The following is a 16,077-nucleotide window of genomic DNA, read 5'->3' on the forward strand; positions in this document are numbered from 1 at the left end:
GGCGCGCCCCCACGTCACTGCAGAGCGGGCTTCGACACCGCGTGCACCGCACTCGCGCTCGTCGTGTCGGCCGATGCCGGCATGGCGGCGGGCGCCGCTTGGGTGGCGATGTCCGGGGCGGGAGCTGGCTTGGGGCGGCGCGGGCGGGTAACGGAGACGATGGCCGCGATCACTTCGGCATGGAGCTTCGGCGACTTTTCGATGTTGAAATGGTCGATCGCACCGAGATCGTCGAGATTGCGGTTCACCAATTGGCCGCGAAACCCCGGCCCGGTCTCCAGCCGCTTACCGAAGCCGTTGTTCGACTGATAATAATTGATGAAGCGTCCGGAGGTCCGGCCAATTTCGGTCACGCCCACCGGATCGAAGGTGACGACGAGACGGGGCGATACGCCGAGGTCCGTCATGCGCTCCGCCATTTTGATCGCCGCGTCGGCGCCGAGCGAATGGCCGATGATGATGACCGGCGGACGGCCCCGGGTTTTCGCGAAGGATACGGCCTGATCCGCGAGCGCCGGCCATCGGCCGTGCTCGTAGACTTCCGCGTCGATGCCGCGCGCCCGCAGCTTCGCGCCGAGATCGTCCATGCCCTGGGAGAACACGTTGGCGAGGCCGCGCATCAAATAGACCTTGCCGATGCTCTGCGCGCTGGCGACCGAAAAACTGGCGGGCAACAAAAACGCGAGCGCCGCAACCAGCGCACCCACCAAGCGCAAACCAGCCTTCATGACCACACCGTTCCTTGCCTGTCGTGTTCTGCCAATCATTGCATGCGGCAGCAACGGCCGGGTCGCAGCTTGGTTGCTCCGTCCCGGTCAAAATGCGCCGGTTTTCGAGCGGGCGTTGCCGGTTTGCATCAGTTGCTATTCGAAGCCGCGCGTCTGGCGGATCTGCCCCCACACCATCGGCCCGGCCTGTGCGGATGCGGAGGGTCCGGCGCTGGCGGGCGGGTTCCGCCCCCGCGCCGTGTCTCGAAGGGAGCGACGCGAAAAGTGCGGGTTGCGGGGTTTCACTGGCGGCAGGGGCACGGCTGCGACGGGGCGCGCAGGCAGCGTCGCCAGAAGCGTGTCGAGGACGGCGGCGTGAAGATCGGGCGATTTTTCCAGGTTGAAATGATCGAGCCCGGGTGCGCCCGACAAGTCGTGATTCTCGATCTTGCCCCGGAAGCCGGGACCGTCGACCAGCGGCCGGCCATAGCCGTTGTCGGATTGGAAATAATTGACGAAGCGCCCTTGCGCCTCCTCCACCATGCCGGTCCCCACGGGATCGAACGTGATGACGAGGGACGGCGGCACGCCCAGCTCGGTCATACGCGCGGCCATCCGCAGCGCCGCGTCGGCACCGAGGGAATGGCCGATGACGGCGACGGGGGCGCCGTCATGGCCGCGCGACCAGGCGACGGCGGCGCGCGCCAGTTCGGGCCAGGTGCCGAAGGGATGGACCTCGGCCGCGATGCCGGCGCCGCCGAGCCGGTCGGCGAGGTCGTCGAGCCCATAGGAGAAGACGTTGGCAATCCCGCGCATCAGATAGACGCGGCCGACCACTTCGCCGCGTGCGTCTGCAGTCGGAAGCGTTGTACCAATCCAAACCGCGAGGGCGAACACGCCTCGTCTCATCGTCAGGTCCCCGTCGGCCTCCGATCCCAGCGGCTCCGAATCGCGACAGAGCGGCGGACCGCCGCCACGTGGGGGCACAGAGGTGCCGCTGCCCGGATTCCGCTCCGGCTAAGCTTAACCCTATACCGCATCCCGCCGCGCGGGGGAGGCGATGCGGGGCATAGTAAAGAAAGGGTTTCCGCCGGTCCTGCGGCCGCTCCGGCCTTCGGCTCAGCCGTGCGATGCCTCAGACATCGGCGCTCGGATGCCAGAGCGGTCGGTATCCGTGCGCGAGAGCGGCGAGGGTCGAGAGCGGCGTGAGGAGGGCGAGCGGGCCGTCGGGGCGGGGGCCGGCGTCGCTCCAGCCGCCGAAGCCGAATTTCAGGCGCCGGCTGCCGCGGAGCGCGAAGGCGGTTCCCTCCGCCGCATAGATCGCACCGTCCGGAAGCGCGCCCGCTGCGTGACGCCGCCGCGCGGGATCCGGCCGTTCAGCAGATCTCCGTTCGGCGTGCAGCCGGTGGTCGATCGCCTCTGCGGTCGGGGCCGACATGGCGGAGGCGCCCCCAAATGCGTGGGCAAAAGCCCGCGCCGCATCGCCGCGACAGGCGAAGCAGGGCCGATGGCCGGCGGCGAGCGCCACCACTTCGTCGAGGAAGAACAGTTCCGTATAGCCCGCGCCCATGACGCGGCGCGGCCGCCCCCGTTCGGCAAGCGTGCAGCAGATCCAGCGGCGCGAAGCGAAGGTGCGGCCAAGAAGCGTCCGGGTCGCGGGATCGTGCAGCCGGCCCCCGCGATTGCCCATCAGCAGGCCCCGCTCCGGGACCGCGAGGATCCGCCCGAACGGATCGACCCGGTTCTGGAGCGGCACGGCTCAGCCCGGCTCGCCCACCAGCAGCACATGGAGGCTGCGCGGGCCATGGGCGCCGAGCAGCAGGGTCTGCTCGATATCGGCGGAGCGCGACGGGCCGGTGATCCAATTGACGGTGCGCGGCATTTCCCCGGGGCCATAGGCTGCGCGCACCCGGTCCCACACCGTCTCGTAATCGCCCGCAACGTCGGCCGCTTGCACCACGACGAGGTGATAATCGGGCAACAGGTTCAGGGTCGAGGGATTGTCCGGCCCCGACAGCATCACCACCGTCCCGGATTCGGCGATCCCCGCAAAGGCATGGGATAGGCCGACGAGCTGGCGGCCGTCCGAGGCACCGATCCAGACGTCGAGCGTCGGCTGGAGGTGCCAGGGCAGGTCGGCGAGGCGCGGATCGGCGCCCCGCAGGAGGGCCGGCGGCAGGTTGCGCGCGCGCAGATAGGCCGCGACCGCTTCCGGCACCACCGCCGCGTCCTGCAAATGGTCGAGCGTTCCGGCAGCGGCGAGCACCATCCGCTTGAACAGATCGAGCCGCTCGGCCGGGGGAAGTTGGGCGCGTTGCGGGATCACGCCGCGCGGATGTCCCGCGATCCGGCCGTCGACCTCCTGGCGCCGCGGCGCTTCCGCGCCCGTTACGCCGAGCGCACGCCGGACCGAAGCGAAGACGATGTCGCGTGAACTCATTCCTGCCCCCGCTTTGCCTTGCGTGCGTGCCACTGCGCCTGGAACGTGTCGCCCTCGGGCGCCGGGAAGTCGCGGTGCCGCGTCCAGCCGCCGGCGAGCGGCAAGGTCGAGAAGCGCCCGGCCCGCCAGCCGAGCCGCGACAGGCCCCACATGGCGAGGCGGGTTGCCGGACGATAGAGCCAGCCGCGCCGCGCGAAGAAGCTCCAGACGCCGAGGCCGAAGCGCTGCGGTGCCGGGGTGAGATGGCGCTCGAATTCCTTTTCGCGCCAGTGCCGCATCAGTTTGGGCAGCGGGATGCGCACCGGGCACACCTCCTCGCACCGGCCGCAGAACGTGGAGGCGTTGGGCAGGTTCGCGCCCTTCTCGATGCCGATGATCGAGGGGGTGAGCACTGCGCCCATCGGGCCGGGATAGACCCAGCCATACGCGTGCCCGCCGACCGCGTGATAGACCGGACAATGGTTCATGCAGGCGCCGCAGCGGATGCAGCGGAGCATCTCGCGCAACTGGCCGGCGAGCATGCCGGAGCGGCCATTGTCGAGGATCACGACATGGTATTCGCCCGGCCCGTCGACGTCCTCCGGGCGGCGCGGCCCGGTCGAAAAGGTGGTGTAGACGCTCATTTCCTGGCCGGTGGCCGAGCGCGCGAGCACGCGCAGGAGCTGGCTGACGTCTTCCAGCGTCGGCACCAGCTTCTCCAGCGAGGCGAGCACGATATGCGCCTTCGGCAGGGTCTGGGTCAGGTCGCCATTGCCCTCATTGGTGACGATGATCGAGGTGCCGGTCTCCGCGACGAGAAAATTGGCGCCGGTGATGCCGACATCGGCCTGCAGAAAACGCTGGCGCAGCTCGCCGCGCGCCTCGGCCAGCAGGGCCGTCGGTTCCGACAGATTGCGCTCCGGCGGCAGGTGGGCATGGACGCGGCGGAAATCCGCCTCGACCTGATCCTTGTTGAGATGAATGGCCGGCGCGATGATGTGCGAGGGTGCCTCGCCGCGGATCTGGATCAGATACTCGCCGAGATCGGTCTCGACCGGCTCGATCCCGCAGGCCGCCAGGTGGTCGTTGAGGCCGATCTCCTCGGAGACCATGCTCTTGCCCTTGGTGACGGTCTTCGCGCCCAGCCGCCGGCAGATGTCGGTGACGATGTCCCGCGCCTCCGCCGCGTCGACGGCGAAATGCACGTGCCCGCCGGCGGCCCGCACTTTCGTCTCGTAGCGCTCGAGATAGAGGTCGAGGTGGGCCAGCGTGTGGTTCTTGATATCCCGCGCGCTGTCGCGCAGCGCGTCGAATTCCGGCAGCAGGCCCGCGGCGGCGGTGCGTCGGCCGATGAAGCCCGGACCGACCTTGGAGAGCGCGGATTGCAGCGGCGCGTCGGCCAGGGCCTTCTTGGCATTTTCCTTGAACGCCGGAGATGTGATGTGGACGCTCACGTTCCGCCCTCCCGCCGCGCCATGCCGATCGCCGGCGCCGTTCCAGTCCCGGCCAATACCTCGGCGACATGGCGCACCGCGACCTCGCGGCCCATGCGTTGAAGCTTCCCGGCCATGTTCATCAGGCAGCCGAGATCGCCGGCGAGCAATGTGTCCGCGCCGCTGGCGATCACGTTCGCGGCTTTCTTTTCGACGATGGCGCCGGAAATGTCGGGATATTTGACGCAGAAGGTCCCCCCGAACCCGCAGCAGACGTCCGCGTCCGCCATTTCGCGCAATTCCAGGCCTTCAACCGATTGAAGCAGCAGGCGCGGCTGGTCGTGGACGCCGAGTTCGCGCAGCCCCGAACAACTGTCGTGGTAGGTGACGGTGCCGTCATAGCGCGCCGCGACCGCGCGTAGGCCCCGCACGTCGACGAGGAAGGCCATCAGTTCGTGGACCTTGGCGCAGAACCGGGCGACGCGCGGCATCCAATCGGGTTCGCCGACGAACAGTTCGGGATAATGCGTCTTGATCATGCCGGCGCAGGAGCCGGACGGCACGACCACATAATCGAAGGTCTCGAACGCCGCGATGGTCTGCTCGGCGAGGGCGCGGGTCGTGATGCGGTCGCCGGAATTGAAGGCGGGCTGACCGCAGCAGGTCTGGCGCGGCACGTCGACCTCGCATCCGGCTTGCGCGAGGAGCTGCGCGGCGGCGAAGCCGATGCCGGGCCGGATCGTGTCGACGAGGCAGGTGACGAAGAGCCCGACCGAAGGCGGCCGCTTTTCGCTGGGGGAGGACATCGGCGGGGCGTCTCTTCCGGCTGCCGGCGGCGATGCCGGGCGCGTCGCGCGCATGGTCGATCGTGAACCGGCGCCGGGCCGAAATCCAGGCCGGCCGACGCTGCGTATGGAGATCGCCTCTATAACATTGGAGCGGTTCGAATGAAACGCGGTGCCGCCGTCCGGGCCGAGCCCGGTTCCGCCCCGTCGCCGTCAGGCGATGATCAGCCGCGTGCCGGGCTTCAACGCCGCCGCGAGACGTCGCAATTCGGCCAAAGGCATCGCGACGCAGCCCTCGGTCGGGGTCAAACCGGGCCGTGCGACATGGATGAAAACGGCGGAGCCGCGTCCCGCAACCCGCGGCCGCATATTGTGGTCGAGCACCAGCACCAGGTCATAGAGTCTGTCTTCGCGGCGCATATGTTCGTGCGAAGCCGCGAGCGGGCGCCGAACGGGACGGTTGTAGCGCCGGTCGCCCGGATCATCGCACCAGCCGTCGTCGGGCGCGATCGGGCGCGTGGGGAGGCGGGTGCGGGGACGCGGCAGACGGTCGGCGCGGTAGAGGAGGCGCAGGATGCGCCAGGTGCCGGCCGGGGTCCGGCCGTCGCCCTCGCGCTTGTCGCGAGCGATTCCGCCGCGTCCGAGCGCGACCGGAAAGGCGCGGTTTCCCACCTTCATCACGCCGCGCCGGCCGGGTCCGGGGAGGGCGCGAACGCGAATCGGAGGGATCCCCACAGAAGATTGTGCCATCAATCCCCACAATATTACCGTCCGGACGTGAAATCCGAGAGGAAATTTGCACCATTGCATGCACATGCTGTACTTGCCCGATTCGCGTTCCCGCAAGGGCACGGAGGAGTTTGATGGCCAATGCGTGGAAGATCCTGGTAGTCGAGGACGACCCGGAGCTGCGCGAAGCTTTGGTCGAGCAGCTCGCGCTTCAGGATGAGTTCGAGCCCGTGCCCGTGGGCACCGCCGGGGCGGCGATCGAGGCCGCGAAGAACGGGGCGATCGATCTCGTCATCATGGATGTCGGCCTGCCCGACATGGACGGGCGCGACGGCGTGCGCCAGATGCGCGCCAACGGCTTCAAGGCGCCGGTCATCATGCTGACCGCGCACGACACCGACAACGACACCATCCTCGGGCTCGAGGCGGGTGCGAACGACTATGTCGTGAAGCCGTTCCGTTTCGCCGTCCTGCTGGCCCGGCTGCGCGCCCAGATGCGCAGTCACGAGGCGAGCGAGGACGCGGTGTTCGCGATCGGCCCCTACAGCTTCCGTCCCGGGGCCAAGATGCTGGTCACCGAGCGCGGCTCCAAGATCCGGTTGACCGAGAAGGAAACCGCGATCCTGCGCTATCTCTATCGTGCCGGAAAGACGCCGGTGGCGCGCGAGACGCTGCTTCAGGAGGTCTGGGGCTACAATTCCGGCGTGACGACCCACACGCTCGAGACCCACATCTACCGGCTGCGGCAGAAGATCGAACCGGATCCTTCCACGCCGACCCTGCTGGCCACCCAGGCTGGCGGCTACAAGCTCGTGCCGTGACGAAAGCTCCAGCCTTAGGGGGAGGGAGACCGTGAGCCTCGAGCAGGACGTCGCCGCGTTGCAAGGCGTCCCCACCTTCGAGGTGCTCCCACCCGAGGCATTGCGCAGCCTCGCCATCAGCGCCGAGATTCACGAGCTGAAGGCTGGGGACGTGCTGTTCCGCGCCGGGGAAATCTCTGACGCAGGCTATGTCGTTCTGTCCGGCCGCATCGAACTGGTGACGGAACAAGCCGGCCGCCGCCGCCGCTTGTGTGAGCTTCTGTCCGGCGCCTTGGTGGGCGAGACCGCCTTGTTCGTCGCTTCGCCGCGCCCCGCCACCGCGCGGGCGCTCGAAGCCGCCACGGTGTTGCGCATTTCCCGCCCGGTCTTCGTGCGGGTGCTGGAAGGCTTTCCCGAAGCCGCCACCCTCTTGCGCGCGCAATTTGCCGAACGCCTTGAAGCCACGCTCGGCGCGCTCGACGCCTTGCGGCGGGAAAAGTTCGATTCGCCGTCCCGCCCCGCGGCTCGTCGGCGGTGACGGGCAGGACCGCCGGTGCCCATTCCCCTGGAGCTCCAGCACGCCTCCGAGGATTTCGAGCGCTTCCTCGCCGATGCGCGTGACACCTCCGGCCTCGCCACCCGAAACCAGACCTACACCATGGTCGAAGGTGTCCTCCACACCTTCCGGCGCCGTCTCACCCCCGCCGAGGCGATCGACTTTGCGCAGGTCCTCCCGCCGGTGCTGCGGGCGATCTTCGTCGCCGACTGGGACATTACCTCGGCGCCCGTGCCGTTCTGTGACCGCGCCGGACTCACGCGTGAGGTAAAGGGGCTGCGCCGGCACCACAATTTCGCGCCCGAGACGTGCATCGCCGACGTGTCCGCCGCCCTGCGCCGCGCGACCGATGGCGCCGCCCTCGATGCCGTTCTGGATCGCGTCGGCCCCGCTGCCGCCGAGTTCTGGCGCGTGCCCTCCGGCGGCTAAACCTCGAACGTCACCGCCACCGGCACATGGTCGGACGGCCGCTCCCAGCTCCGCGCCTCCCGCAGCACGGTCATGGCTCGCGCGTGCGGCGCCAGCGACGGGCTGGTCCAGACATGGTCGAGGCGGCGGCCGCGATCGTTCGCCGTCCAGTCCGGGGAGCGGTAGCTCCACCAGGTGAACAGCTTCTCCTCCGGCGGCACGAAATGGCGCATGACGTCCACCCAAGGGCCGGTCGCCTGAAAGCGCCGCATCCGCTCGACCTCGACCGGAGTGTGGCTGACCACGGTCAGCAATTGCTTGTGGCTCCACACGTCGGTTTCCAGCGGCGCGATGTTGAGATCGCCGACCAGGACGGTGTGTGCCTGGGCCCGCGCCTGTTCCGGCAGGCGCTCCCAGGCGATCAGCTCGTCCAGGAAAGCGAGCTTGTGGGCGAATTTCGGATTGAGGTCGGGATCGGGAATGTCGCCGCCGGCCGGCACATAGAAATTGTGAACCGTGAAGGGTGTGGCGAGCCCCGCTTCGGCCCCGAGAGTGACCGCGATGTGCCGCGCGTCGCCCTTGCCGCAGAATTCGCGCTTCTCGATCGCTGCGAACGGCAGGCGCGAGAAAGTGGCGACGCCGTGCCAGCCCTTCTGGCCGTTCAGCGCGATGTGGGGAAAGCCGAGATCGCGGATCGCCGCGAGGGGGAAGCGGTCATCCTGGCACTTGGTCTCCTGCAGGCACAGAATGTCCGGCTGGAGCCGCGCCACGGCGTCTCGCAGGATGTCGAGGCGGATGCGGACGGAATTGATGTTCCAGGTGCAGACGGTGAGATTCTGGGGCAAGGGACACCATGATCGGGGAGCGGGCCAGACTTAGCCGCCGCGCGCCGCGCCCACAAGCGAGGCCTGCGCCGCGCGCGCCGGACGCCCGTCAGCCATGACCGATTGGTCCTTGCCAGTAGGGGGCGCGCCCCGCGATAAGACAGCGCATGTTTCGAGCGAGGGAGGCTTTCATGTATCGCGACGTCCAGCTTCATATTGCCGGCCAGTGGCGCGCTGCCGAGGGCGGGCGCACCCTTCCCGTGCTCAACCCCGCCACCGAGGAAGAGATCGGCACGGTCGCCCATGCGGCGCGCAGCGATCTCGATGCCGCGCTCGAGGCGGCCGCCGGCGGTTTCAAGACCTGGTCCAAGGTGTCGGCCTATGACCGCGCAAAGGTGATGCGCAAGGCGGCCGACCTGCTGCGCGAGCGCGTCGCCGACATCGCCCGGCTGATGACGCTGGAACAGGGCAAGCCGCTGCCCGAGGCGCGGATGGAAACGCTCGCCGCCGCCGACATCATCGACTGGTTCGCCGAGGAGGCGCGCCGCGCCTACGGGCGGGTGATCCCGGCGCGCGCCGCGGGCGTCTATCAGCTCGTCATCAAGGAGCCGGTCGGCCCGGTCGCGGCGTTCACGCCCTGGAACTTCCCGATCAACCAGGTGGTGCGCAAGCTCTCCGGCGCGCTCGCCGCTGGCTGCTCGATCATCGTCAAGGCGCCGGAAGAGACCCCGGCCTCGCCGGCCGAACTGATCCGCTGCTTCGTCGATGCCGGCGTGCCGGCGGGCGTGATCGGCCTCGTCTATGGCGTGCCGGCCGAGATCAGCGAATATCTCATTCCCCACCCGACCATCCGCAAGGTGACCTTCACCGGCTCCACCCCGGTCGGCAAGAAGCTGGCGGCGCTCGCCGGCGCGCATATGAAGCGCGTGACGATGGAACTCGGCGGCCATTCGCCGGTGATCGTGTTCGAGGATGCCGATATCGACGCCGCGGCCAAGCAGATCGCGGGCGCGAAGTTCCGCAATGCCGGGCAGGTCTGTGTCTCGCCGACCCGCTTCATGGTGCAGGAAAAGGCTTACGACCAGTTCGTCGACCGCTTCGTCGCTTATGCCAAGACCGTCCGGGTCGGCAACGGGCTGGAGGAGGGGACCCAGATGGGTCCGCTGGCCAACGAGCGCCGCGTTCCCGCCATCGAGGCGCTGCTCGCCGATGCCCAGCAAAAGGGCGCGGAGGTGCGCACCGGCGGCAACCGCATCGGCAACAAGGGTTATTTCTTCGAGCCGACGGTCGTGACCGGCGTGTCGCGCGAGATGCGGATGATGAACGAGGAGCCGTTCGGCCCGCTCGCCATGATCTTCCCGTTCGCGGATTTCGACGAGGCGGTGGCGGAGGCCAACCGGCTGCCCTACGGCCTCGCCTCCTATGCCTATACCCGTTCGGCGAAGACCGCGAACGCCATCGCCGCCTCGGTCGAGGCGGGCATGATGACGATCAATCATCTCGGCCTTGCTCTGCCGGAAGTGCCGTTCGGCGGCGTGAAGGATTCGGGCTTCGGCTCGGAGGGCGGCACCGAAGCGATCGAGGCCTATCTCAACCCGAAGTTCGTCTCTCAGGCCGGTCTCTGAACGACGCGCCGCGCCCGGTCGGGATTTCCCCTCCGGGCGCACAGGGGGCAGGAAGCGCACCCGGCCCCGCCCGTGTTCCGCGGACGGTCGGCGCATGCCGCGGGCCGCACGCCATCCCGACCCCCCCTTGAGAATCCCTGGCCTGGTTGCGCGCAGCGGAGCCGCAGCGTCGGTGCGGAGCGGCGAAAATGCCGCTTTGCTCTGTGTTTCGTCCCGCGTTATGTAGTCGTCATACATAGCGCTGGGAGAGCCGAAGCGTGCCGATCGAAGCCCTCGTCACTTTGAAGAGCGAGAGCCTGTCGCCGGTCGGCCGCGAGCGCATCCGGCTGCTCGAGGCGGTGGCGCGGGAAGGCTCGATCTCGGCGGGGGCGAAGGCCGTCGGTCTCACCTATAAGGCGGCCTGGGACGCGCTCGACGCGATGGCGAATCTGTTCGGCCAGCCGCTCCTGGAAACCCGCGCCGGCGGCCGCGCCGGCGGCGGCGCATCCCTGACCCCGACCGGACAGCGCGTCATCGTCGCGTTCAACCGGCTCGAGGCCGAGATGGCCCGGGTGGTGCGGGCGATATCGCCGGATCTCGCGGGCACCGGCATTTCCCCCCTCAACCTGATGTCGGGGTTCCTCATGAAGACCAGCGCCCGCAACGCCCTGCGCGGCACGATCATCGACATCGTCGCCGATGCGCTCGCCGCCGAGGTGGCGGTCGAGGTCGCCGATGCGACGGTGATCCACGCTCTGGTGACGTCGGAAAGCGTCCGCACGCTCGGCCTGTGCGTCGGGCGCGATGCGGTGGTCCTGGTCAAGGCCCCGTTCGTCGTGGTCGCCCCGGGCGACGTGCCGCCGCGCACCTCGTTCCGCAATTGCCTGCACGGGATCGTCCAGCGGGTGGAGGCGGGGGCGGTCGGTGCCGAGGTGGTGCTCGATATCGGCGGCGGCAAGACGCTCGCGGCCACCATCACCGCCCACAGCGCCCAGGCCCTGAACCTCGCACCGGGCAAGCCGGCTTTCGCGCTGATCGAGGCGGCGCACGTCATTCTCGCCATCGACTGAGGGCCTAAACATGCGACTGCCCAAAGCTTTCAACGTTTTCGCCGCGGGCCTCGCCCTTGCCCTTCTCCTTGCCGGCCGGCCGGCCGCCGCCGACCAGACGCATGTCGCGGTCGCGGCCAATTTCACTGGCGCCGCAAAGGAGATCGCCGCCGCCTTCGCGCAGAAGACCGGCCATGAGGCGGTGCTGAGCTTCGGGGCGTCGGGCCAATTCTACGCCCAGATCACCCAAGGCGCGCCGTTCCAGGTCTTCCTGTCGGCGGACGAGGAGCGGCCGCGCAAGCTGGTCGCCGACGGCCTCGCCCCGGCCGAGAGCCGCTTCACCTATGCAATCGGCAAGCTCGTCCTCTGGAGCCGCACCGCCGGGCTGGTGACCGGCGAGGCGACGCTTCGTTCCGGCAGCTTCGCCAAGATCGCCATCGCCAATCCCGCCGCCGCGCCCTATGGGGCCGCCGCTATCGAGACGATGAAGGCCGTGAAGCTCTACGAGATGCTTCAGCCCAAGATCGTGCAGGGCAATTCCATCGCCCAGACCTTCCAGTTCGCCGATACCGGGAACGCCGAACTCGGCTTCGTCGCCCTCTCTCAGGTGATCGATGCTGCGGGCTCGCGCTGGGTGGTCCCCCAAGATCTTTACACGCCGATCCGGCAGGATGCGGTGCTCCTCGCCAAGGGCGTCGACAGTGCCGCAGCCGAGGCCTTCCTCGTCTTCCTCAGAAGCCCCGAGGCACGTGCCATCATCGAGCGCTACGGCTACGCCTTCGGCGCATCGAGCTGAGCCGCGATGGACCCGCTTTTCGATGCGATGTGGCCGTCGGTCCGTCTCACGCTGGAACTGGCCGCCCTGACCACCCTGCTTCTGTTGATCGTCGGCACGCCGCTCGCATGGTGGCTCGTCCGCGCGCGCGTCTGGTGGAAAGAGCCAGTGGCGGCGATCGTGTCGTTGCCGCTGGTCCTGCCGCCGACCGTGCTCGGCTTCTACCTTCTCATCGCGCTCGGTCCGGACGCGCTGGGCGGCCTGATTGGGCCGGCTTTCGGGCTTCGCACCCTCGCCTTCACCTTCGAGGGGTTGGTGATCGGATCGGTGATCTATTCTCTGCCGTTCGTCGTCCAGCCGCTGCGCAATGCATTCGCGGCGGTGGGAGACCGCCCGCTGGAGGTCGCCGCGACGCTGCGCGCCTCGCCCTGGCGCGCCTTCTGGAGCGTTGCGGTGCCGCTCGCCCGTCCGGGCTTCCTCTCCGCCTGCGTCCTCGGCTTCGCCCATACCGTCGGCGAGTTCGGCGTCGTCCTCATGATCGGCGGCAATATTCCCGGGGAGACGAAGGTGCTTTCGATCGCGCTTTACGACTTCGTCGAGACCGCGCAATGGCGCGAAGCGCATATCCTCGCCGCCGGACTGGTGGTGTTCGCCTTCTGCGTCATTCTCGCGATGGCATTGATCGAGAAGCGTACCTTGAAGGCGGGCGCATGACCCAGGCGACGGGGGCGCCCGGAACCATCGAGGCCGCCTTTTCCGGACGGATCGGCGCGTTTGCGCTGGACGCCGCCTTCAGCGTGCCGGCGCGGGGCGTCACGGCGCTGTTCGGGCCGTCCGGCTGCGGCAAGACGACCGTGCTGCGCTGCATGGCCGGGCTGACCCGTCTCGACGGCCGGTGCCTCGTCGATGGCGACGTCTGGCAGGACGCGCGCCAATTCCGCCCGGCGCACCGCCGCCCCGTCGGCTACGTGTTCCAGGAGGCGAGCCTGTTCCCGCATCTCTCGGTGCGGCGCAACCTGCTTTATGGCGCGCCGCTTGTGCCGCCGCCGCGGTCCATCGCCTTCGACGAGGTGGTCCGGCTTCTCGGGCTCGCGCATCTGCTCGACCGCGGGCCGCATCATCTCTCCGGCGGCGAACGCCAGCGCGTCGCGGTCGGCCGCGCCTTGCTCTCCCAGCCGCGGCTGCTGCTGATGGACGAGCCCTTGTCCGCGCTCGACCGGGCCACCAAGGACGAGATCCTGCCCTTCCTCGAGCGGCTCCACGGGGCGCTCGATCTGCCGGTCCTCTATGTCAGCCACGACATGGCGGAGGTCGAGCGGCTCGCCGACCGCCTTGTCCTGCTGGAGCGGGGCCGGGTCCTCGCCTGCGGGCCGCTCGCTGCGCTCCAGAGCAACCCGGATCTGCCGCTCGCCACCACCCGCGACGCGGCGGTCAGCCTCGACGGCATCGTCGAGAGCTATGACGGCGCCGACGGCCTGATCGCGCTCGCGGTGCGCGGCGCGCGCTTTCTGGTGCCCGCCCCGCCGGGCGAGATCGGTGCGCGCCGGCGGCTCAGCATCGCTGCGGGCGATGTCAGTCTGGCGCTCGAAATGCCGCGCGCCAGCACCATCCTCAATGTGGTCGATGCCAGAATTCTCTCCGTCACCGCGCTTCGCAGCCATGAGATGACGCTGGTTCTCGGGCTCGGCGCGGACGGTGCAGGCGACCGGCTGCTCGCCCGGGTCACGCGCCGCTCCTTCGTCCAGCTCGATCTGCGCGTCGGGCTCGCGGTGCACGCGCAGGTGAAGGGTGTCGCCCTCGCAGCCGCCGGAAGCCCCCCGGCGGGTGTGTCGGGCGCCTGACGGTGGCGCCCGCGTCGCCTCAGCCGACGGTCCGGTCTATCATCGGACAGCGCGTGGCTGGGGCGCGCGACCGGGAGCGGGACGGACGCATGAGAGACCATCGCATGGCCGGTCTGACCGGCGCGGTGCTGGCGGGCGGCAAGGCCCGCCGCATGGGGCACGTCAACAAGGCGCTGGTCACGGTCGGCGGCGCGCCGGTTATCGACCGCATCCTCGATCGCCTCGCGGAGACCTGCGGCCATGTCATGGTGGTCGCCAACGACCCGGAGCCCTATAGGGAGCGCGGCATCGCTGTGGTGCCGGACGCCGTGCCGGGGCATGGCGCACTCGGCGGGCTCCATGCGGCGCTGCTGAATGCCCCGACGCCGGCGGTGTTCGTCTGCGGCTGCGACATGCCCTTCATCTCGACCGCCTTGATTCGGCATCTCGCACACATGCTCGGCCCGGCCGATGCGGTGGTGCCGCGCGACGGTTACGGGCTCCAGCCGCTCCATGCCGTCTACGCGGCGCGGATTGCGCCCCTGATCCCACCTTTTCTGATGCGCGGCGAGCTCCGGATGGAGCGGTTCGTGGCGTCCCTCGACGCCCGCATCCTGCCCCCGGCAGATATTGCGCCTTATGCCGAGGAGGCCGAAATCTTCTTCAATATCAACACGCCGGCCGATCTCGATCAGGCGCGCGCAAAATCCGGGATGGTCTGATCCGAGCCGCGGGCGCGCCGTGTTGACGCGTTGCGGAGGTAATGTGAAGCTCCCGCGACGAGCCGCGAACGGGGGGACGCGATTTTGGCGGGGAAAGATGCGGCTCAGGGCTCGCTCGGCGTATGGGCCTGCACCTGTTTGGTGATCGGCAACGTGGTCGGGTCGGGCTTCTTCCTGGCACCGGCGGCCCTGGCGCCGTACGGCACGGTCGCGCTGATCGGCTGGCTCGTCATGTCGGTCGGTGCCATGTGCCTCGGCCTGGTGTTCGCGCGGCTCGGGCGGATCGCCCCCGCCGCCGGCGGTCCTTATGCCTATACGCGGATGGGGTTTGGCGAATTCGCCGGGTTTCTGATCGCCTGGGGCTACTGGATTTCGATGTGGGCCTCCCAGCCCGCGATCGCGCTCGCCTTTGTCGGCTATCTCCGGGTGTTCTTCCCCGGCTTGTCCGATCATCCCATCCTCAATCTTCTGCTGGCGCTGGCTGCGATGTGGGCCGTCGCGCTGGTGAACATGCGCGGCGTGAAGGAGGCAGGGCAGCTTCAGATCCTCATGGTCAGCGTCAAGCTGGTGCCCTTCCTCGGCGTCGCGCTGATCGGGCTGGTCTGGGTCGACTGGAGCCACTTCACACCGATCAATCCGACCCCGGACCCGTTCTTCGTCGCCCTCTCGGCCACCGCGCCTTTGACCATGTTCGCCTTTCTCGGCATCGAATCGGCGACCGTCCCGGCGGGCGACGTTCGGGATCCCAAGCGCACCATCTTTCTCTCGACCGTCATCGGCACCGCCACCGCGGCTTTGATCTTCACCCTCGGGACGCTGGTGGTGATGGGGGTGATGGGGCGCACCGCGCTCGCCCAGTCCTCCGCGCCGTTCGCAGACGCCGCTTCGATCATGTGGGGACCCTGGGCCGGCTATGTGATCGCCGCCGCCGCGATGCTGTCCTCGCTCGGCGCGCTCAACGGCTGGACCCTAATGATGTCGCAGGTGCCGATGGCGGCGGCGCGCAACGGTGTGCTGCCGCAGGTGTTCGCCGACTTGAACGCCAACGGCGTTCCGGCGCGGGGCATTGCGATCTCGGTCGGCCTGTCTTCGCTGCTCTTGACGCTGCAGACCAGCGGGGCGGGTGCGCTGATCGCGGTCTACGACTTCGTCGTCGAGCTTTCGACCGTCGCCGAGATGATCCCGTACGTTTTCTGCTGCCTGGTGGAGGGTGCGCTCTATCTGACCCTCGGCCGCAGAATCGGCTATTTCAGCCCGCGCACCTATCTGCCGATCGCCTTCGTCGCCTTCCTCTTCGCGATGTGGACAATCTACGGCTCCGGCCCCACGGCGGGGATGTGGGGGCTCCTGCTGCTCCTGTCCGGCTTGCCGATCTACATCTTGCTCCATCACAAAAGAGCCGGAACTGACGCCGCGCAAAGTTCCGCCGCCGATTAGGGCCGACCA

The 16,077-nt window shown here is 68.7% G+C and carries 18 protein-coding genes; 10 read left to right on the plus strand and 8 right to left on the minus strand.

The genetic code is table 11. The features are described 5' to 3' along the window. Window positions 1-14: 14 nt before the first annotated feature. The 7 genes from EDC64_RS05565 to EDC64_RS05595 form a co-directional block, all read right to left on the minus strand. Window positions 15-728 carry an alpha/beta fold hydrolase gene (locus tag EDC64_RS05565; RefSeq protein WP_132030261.1) on the minus strand — a complete coding sequence of 238 codons (714 nt, stop codon included), beginning with the start codon at window positions 726-728 and terminating at the stop codon, window positions 15-17. A gap of 135 nt (window positions 729-863) precedes the next feature. After that, window positions 864-1,616 (minus strand): thioesterase domain-containing protein, encoded by a 753-nt coding sequence (locus EDC64_RS05570; RefSeq protein WP_132030262.1) that lies wholly within the window; start codon window positions 1,614-1,616, stop codon window positions 864-866. A gap of 226 nt (window positions 1,617-1,842) precedes the next feature. Then, window positions 1,843-2,463 (minus strand): hypothetical protein, encoded by a 621-nt coding sequence (locus EDC64_RS05575; protein WP_132030263.1) that lies wholly within the window; start codon window positions 2,461-2,463, stop codon window positions 1,843-1,845. Between the two features lie 3 nt (window positions 2,464-2,466). Next, the gene (locus tag EDC64_RS05580) at window positions 2,467-3,147 is read right to left on the minus strand and encodes a LutC/YkgG family protein (protein ID WP_132030264.1); all 681 of its coding nucleotides are present in this window, start codon (window positions 3,145-3,147) and stop codon (window positions 2,467-2,469) included. Then, window positions 3,144-4,580 carry a lactate utilization protein B gene (locus EDC64_RS05585; RefSeq protein WP_132030265.1) on the minus strand — a complete coding sequence of 479 codons (1,437 nt, stop codon included), beginning with the start codon at window positions 4,578-4,580 and terminating at the stop codon, window positions 3,144-3,146. Before EDC64_RS05585 ends, EDC64_RS05580 begins: the two co-directional genes overlap by 4 nt. Beyond that, complete coding sequence (locus tag EDC64_RS05590; RefSeq protein ID WP_132030266.1) at window positions 4,577-5,365, minus strand: (Fe-S)-binding protein; 789 nt, start codon at window positions 5,363-5,365, stop codon at window positions 4,577-4,579. Before EDC64_RS05590 ends, EDC64_RS05585 begins: the two co-directional genes overlap by 4 nt. 192 nt (window positions 5,366-5,557) lie before the next feature. After that, window positions 5,558-6,022 carry a L,D-transpeptidase family protein gene (locus EDC64_RS05595; protein ID WP_245504549.1) on the minus strand — a complete coding sequence of 155 codons (465 nt, stop codon included), beginning with the start codon at window positions 6,020-6,022 and terminating at the stop codon, window positions 5,558-5,560. 185 nt (window positions 6,023-6,207) lie between these two features. Here EDC64_RS05595 and EDC64_RS05600 point away from each other — a divergent pair, with 185 nt between their 5' ends. Genes EDC64_RS05600 through EDC64_RS05610 form a run of 3 tightly spaced genes read left to right on the plus strand, consistent with a single transcriptional unit; the run spans window position 6,208 to window position 7,858 of the window. Continuing rightward, complete coding sequence (locus tag EDC64_RS05600) at window positions 6,208-6,894, plus strand: response regulator transcription factor (RefSeq protein ID WP_132030268.1); 687 nt, start codon at window positions 6,208-6,210, stop codon at window positions 6,892-6,894. Window positions 6,895-6,925: 31 nt separating this feature from the next. Then, complete coding sequence (locus EDC64_RS05605) at window positions 6,926-7,411, plus strand: Crp/Fnr family transcriptional regulator (protein WP_165933649.1); 486 nt, start codon at window positions 6,926-6,928, stop codon at window positions 7,409-7,411. 15 nt (window positions 7,412-7,426) lie between these two features. Then, a complete protein-coding gene (locus tag EDC64_RS05610) occupies window positions 7,427-7,858 on the plus strand; it encodes a DUF2267 domain-containing protein (protein WP_132030270.1) in 432 nt (143 codons plus the stop codon). On the opposite strand, the gene EDC64_RS05615 is transcribed toward EDC64_RS05610, so the two are convergent. Beyond that, a complete protein-coding gene (locus tag EDC64_RS05615) occupies window positions 7,855-8,682 on the minus strand; it encodes an exodeoxyribonuclease III (protein WP_132030271.1) in 828 nt (275 codons plus the stop codon). The two genes, EDC64_RS05610 and EDC64_RS05615, sit on opposite strands and share 4 nt — an antisense overlap. A gap of 170 nt (window positions 8,683-8,852) precedes the next feature. On the opposite strand from EDC64_RS05615, the gene EDC64_RS05620 reads away from it, so the two are divergent. From EDC64_RS05620 to EDC64_RS05650, 7 genes are all read left to right on the plus strand, one after another. After that, entirely contained in the window at window positions 8,853-10,286 is a 1,434-nt protein-coding gene (locus EDC64_RS05620) for an NAD-dependent succinate-semialdehyde dehydrogenase (protein WP_132030272.1), read from the plus strand. A 257-nt stretch (window positions 10,287-10,543) separates the two neighbouring features. Beyond that, entirely contained in the window at window positions 10,544-11,335 is a 792-nt protein-coding gene (locus tag EDC64_RS05625; protein ID WP_132030273.1) for a TOBE domain-containing protein, read from the plus strand. Window positions 11,336-11,345: 10 nt separating this feature from the next. Continuing rightward, on the plus strand, window positions 11,346-12,110 hold the full coding sequence (modA, locus tag EDC64_RS05630; protein WP_132030274.1) for a molybdate ABC transporter substrate-binding protein: 765 nt from the start codon (window positions 11,346-11,348) through the stop codon (window positions 12,108-12,110). A 6-nt stretch (window positions 12,111-12,116) separates the two neighbouring features. Further along, on the plus strand, window positions 12,117-12,803 hold the full coding sequence (gene modB, locus EDC64_RS05635) for a molybdate ABC transporter permease subunit (RefSeq protein ID WP_132030275.1): 687 nt from the start codon (window positions 12,117-12,119) through the stop codon (window positions 12,801-12,803). Then, the gene (gene modC, locus EDC64_RS05640; protein WP_132030276.1) at window positions 12,800-13,930 is read left to right on the plus strand and encodes a molybdenum ABC transporter ATP-binding protein; all 1,131 of its coding nucleotides are present in this window, start codon (window positions 12,800-12,802) and stop codon (window positions 13,928-13,930) included. Before modB ends, modC begins: the two co-directional genes overlap by 4 nt. 104 nt (window positions 13,931-14,034) lie before the next feature. After that, window positions 14,035-14,631, plus strand: a complete 597-nt coding sequence (mobA, locus tag EDC64_RS05645; protein ID WP_165933650.1) for a molybdenum cofactor guanylyltransferase — start codon at window positions 14,035-14,037, stop codon at window positions 14,629-14,631. 84 nt (window positions 14,632-14,715) lie between these two features. Further along, window positions 14,716-16,068: an amino acid permease gene (locus EDC64_RS05650; protein ID WP_207915910.1), complete on the plus strand. Its 1,353-nt coding sequence runs from the start codon at window positions 14,716-14,718 to the stop codon at window positions 16,066-16,068. The last annotated feature ends 9 nt before the right edge of the window (window positions 16,069-16,077 follow it).

The organism is Aquabacter spiritensis (assembly GCF_004346185.1).
Taxonomy (GTDB): Bacteria; Pseudomonadota; Alphaproteobacteria; order Rhizobiales; family Xanthobacteraceae; genus Aquabacter; species Aquabacter spiritensis.

What these genes read in the sequence shown, in the direction of transcription:
- EDC64_RS05565 (WP_132030261.1), bottom strand. Translation starts at nt 728, where the DNA reads ATGAAGGCTGGTTTGCGCTTGGTGGGTGCGCTGGTTGCGGCGCTCGCG.
- EDC64_RS05570 (WP_132030262.1), bottom strand. Translation starts at nt 1,616, where the DNA reads ATGAGACGAGGCGTGTTCGCCCTCGCGGTTTGGATTGGTACAACGCTT.
- EDC64_RS05580 (WP_132030264.1), bottom strand. Translation starts at nt 3,147, where the DNA reads ATGAGTTCACGCGACATCGTCTTCGCTTCGGTCCGGCGTGCGCTCGGC.
- EDC64_RS05590 (WP_132030266.1), bottom strand. Translation starts at nt 5,365, where the DNA reads ATGTCCTCCCCCAGCGAAAAGCGGCCGCCTTCGGTCGGGCTCTTCGTC.
- EDC64_RS05595 (WP_245504549.1), bottom strand. Translation starts at nt 6,022, where the DNA reads ATGAAGGTGGGAAACCGCGCCTTTCCGGTCGCGCTCGGACGCGGCGGA.
- EDC64_RS05600 (WP_132030268.1), top strand. Translation starts at nt 6,208, where the DNA reads ATGGCCAATGCGTGGAAGATCCTGGTAGTCGAGGACGACCCGGAGCTG.
- EDC64_RS05620 (WP_132030272.1), top strand. Translation starts at nt 8,853, where the DNA reads ATGTATCGCGACGTCCAGCTTCATATTGCCGGCCAGTGGCGCGCTGCC.
- modA (WP_132030274.1), top strand. Translation starts at nt 11,346, where the DNA reads ATGCGACTGCCCAAAGCTTTCAACGTTTTCGCCGCGGGCCTCGCCCTT.
- modB (WP_132030275.1), top strand. Translation starts at nt 12,117, where the DNA reads ATGGACCCGCTTTTCGATGCGATGTGGCCGTCGGTCCGTCTCACGCTG.
- modC (WP_132030276.1), top strand. Translation starts at nt 12,800, where the DNA reads ATGACCCAGGCGACGGGGGCGCCCGGAACCATCGAGGCCGCCTTTTCC.
- mobA (WP_165933650.1), top strand. Translation starts at nt 14,035, where the DNA reads ATGGCCGGTCTGACCGGCGCGGTGCTGGCGGGCGGCAAGGCCCGCCGC.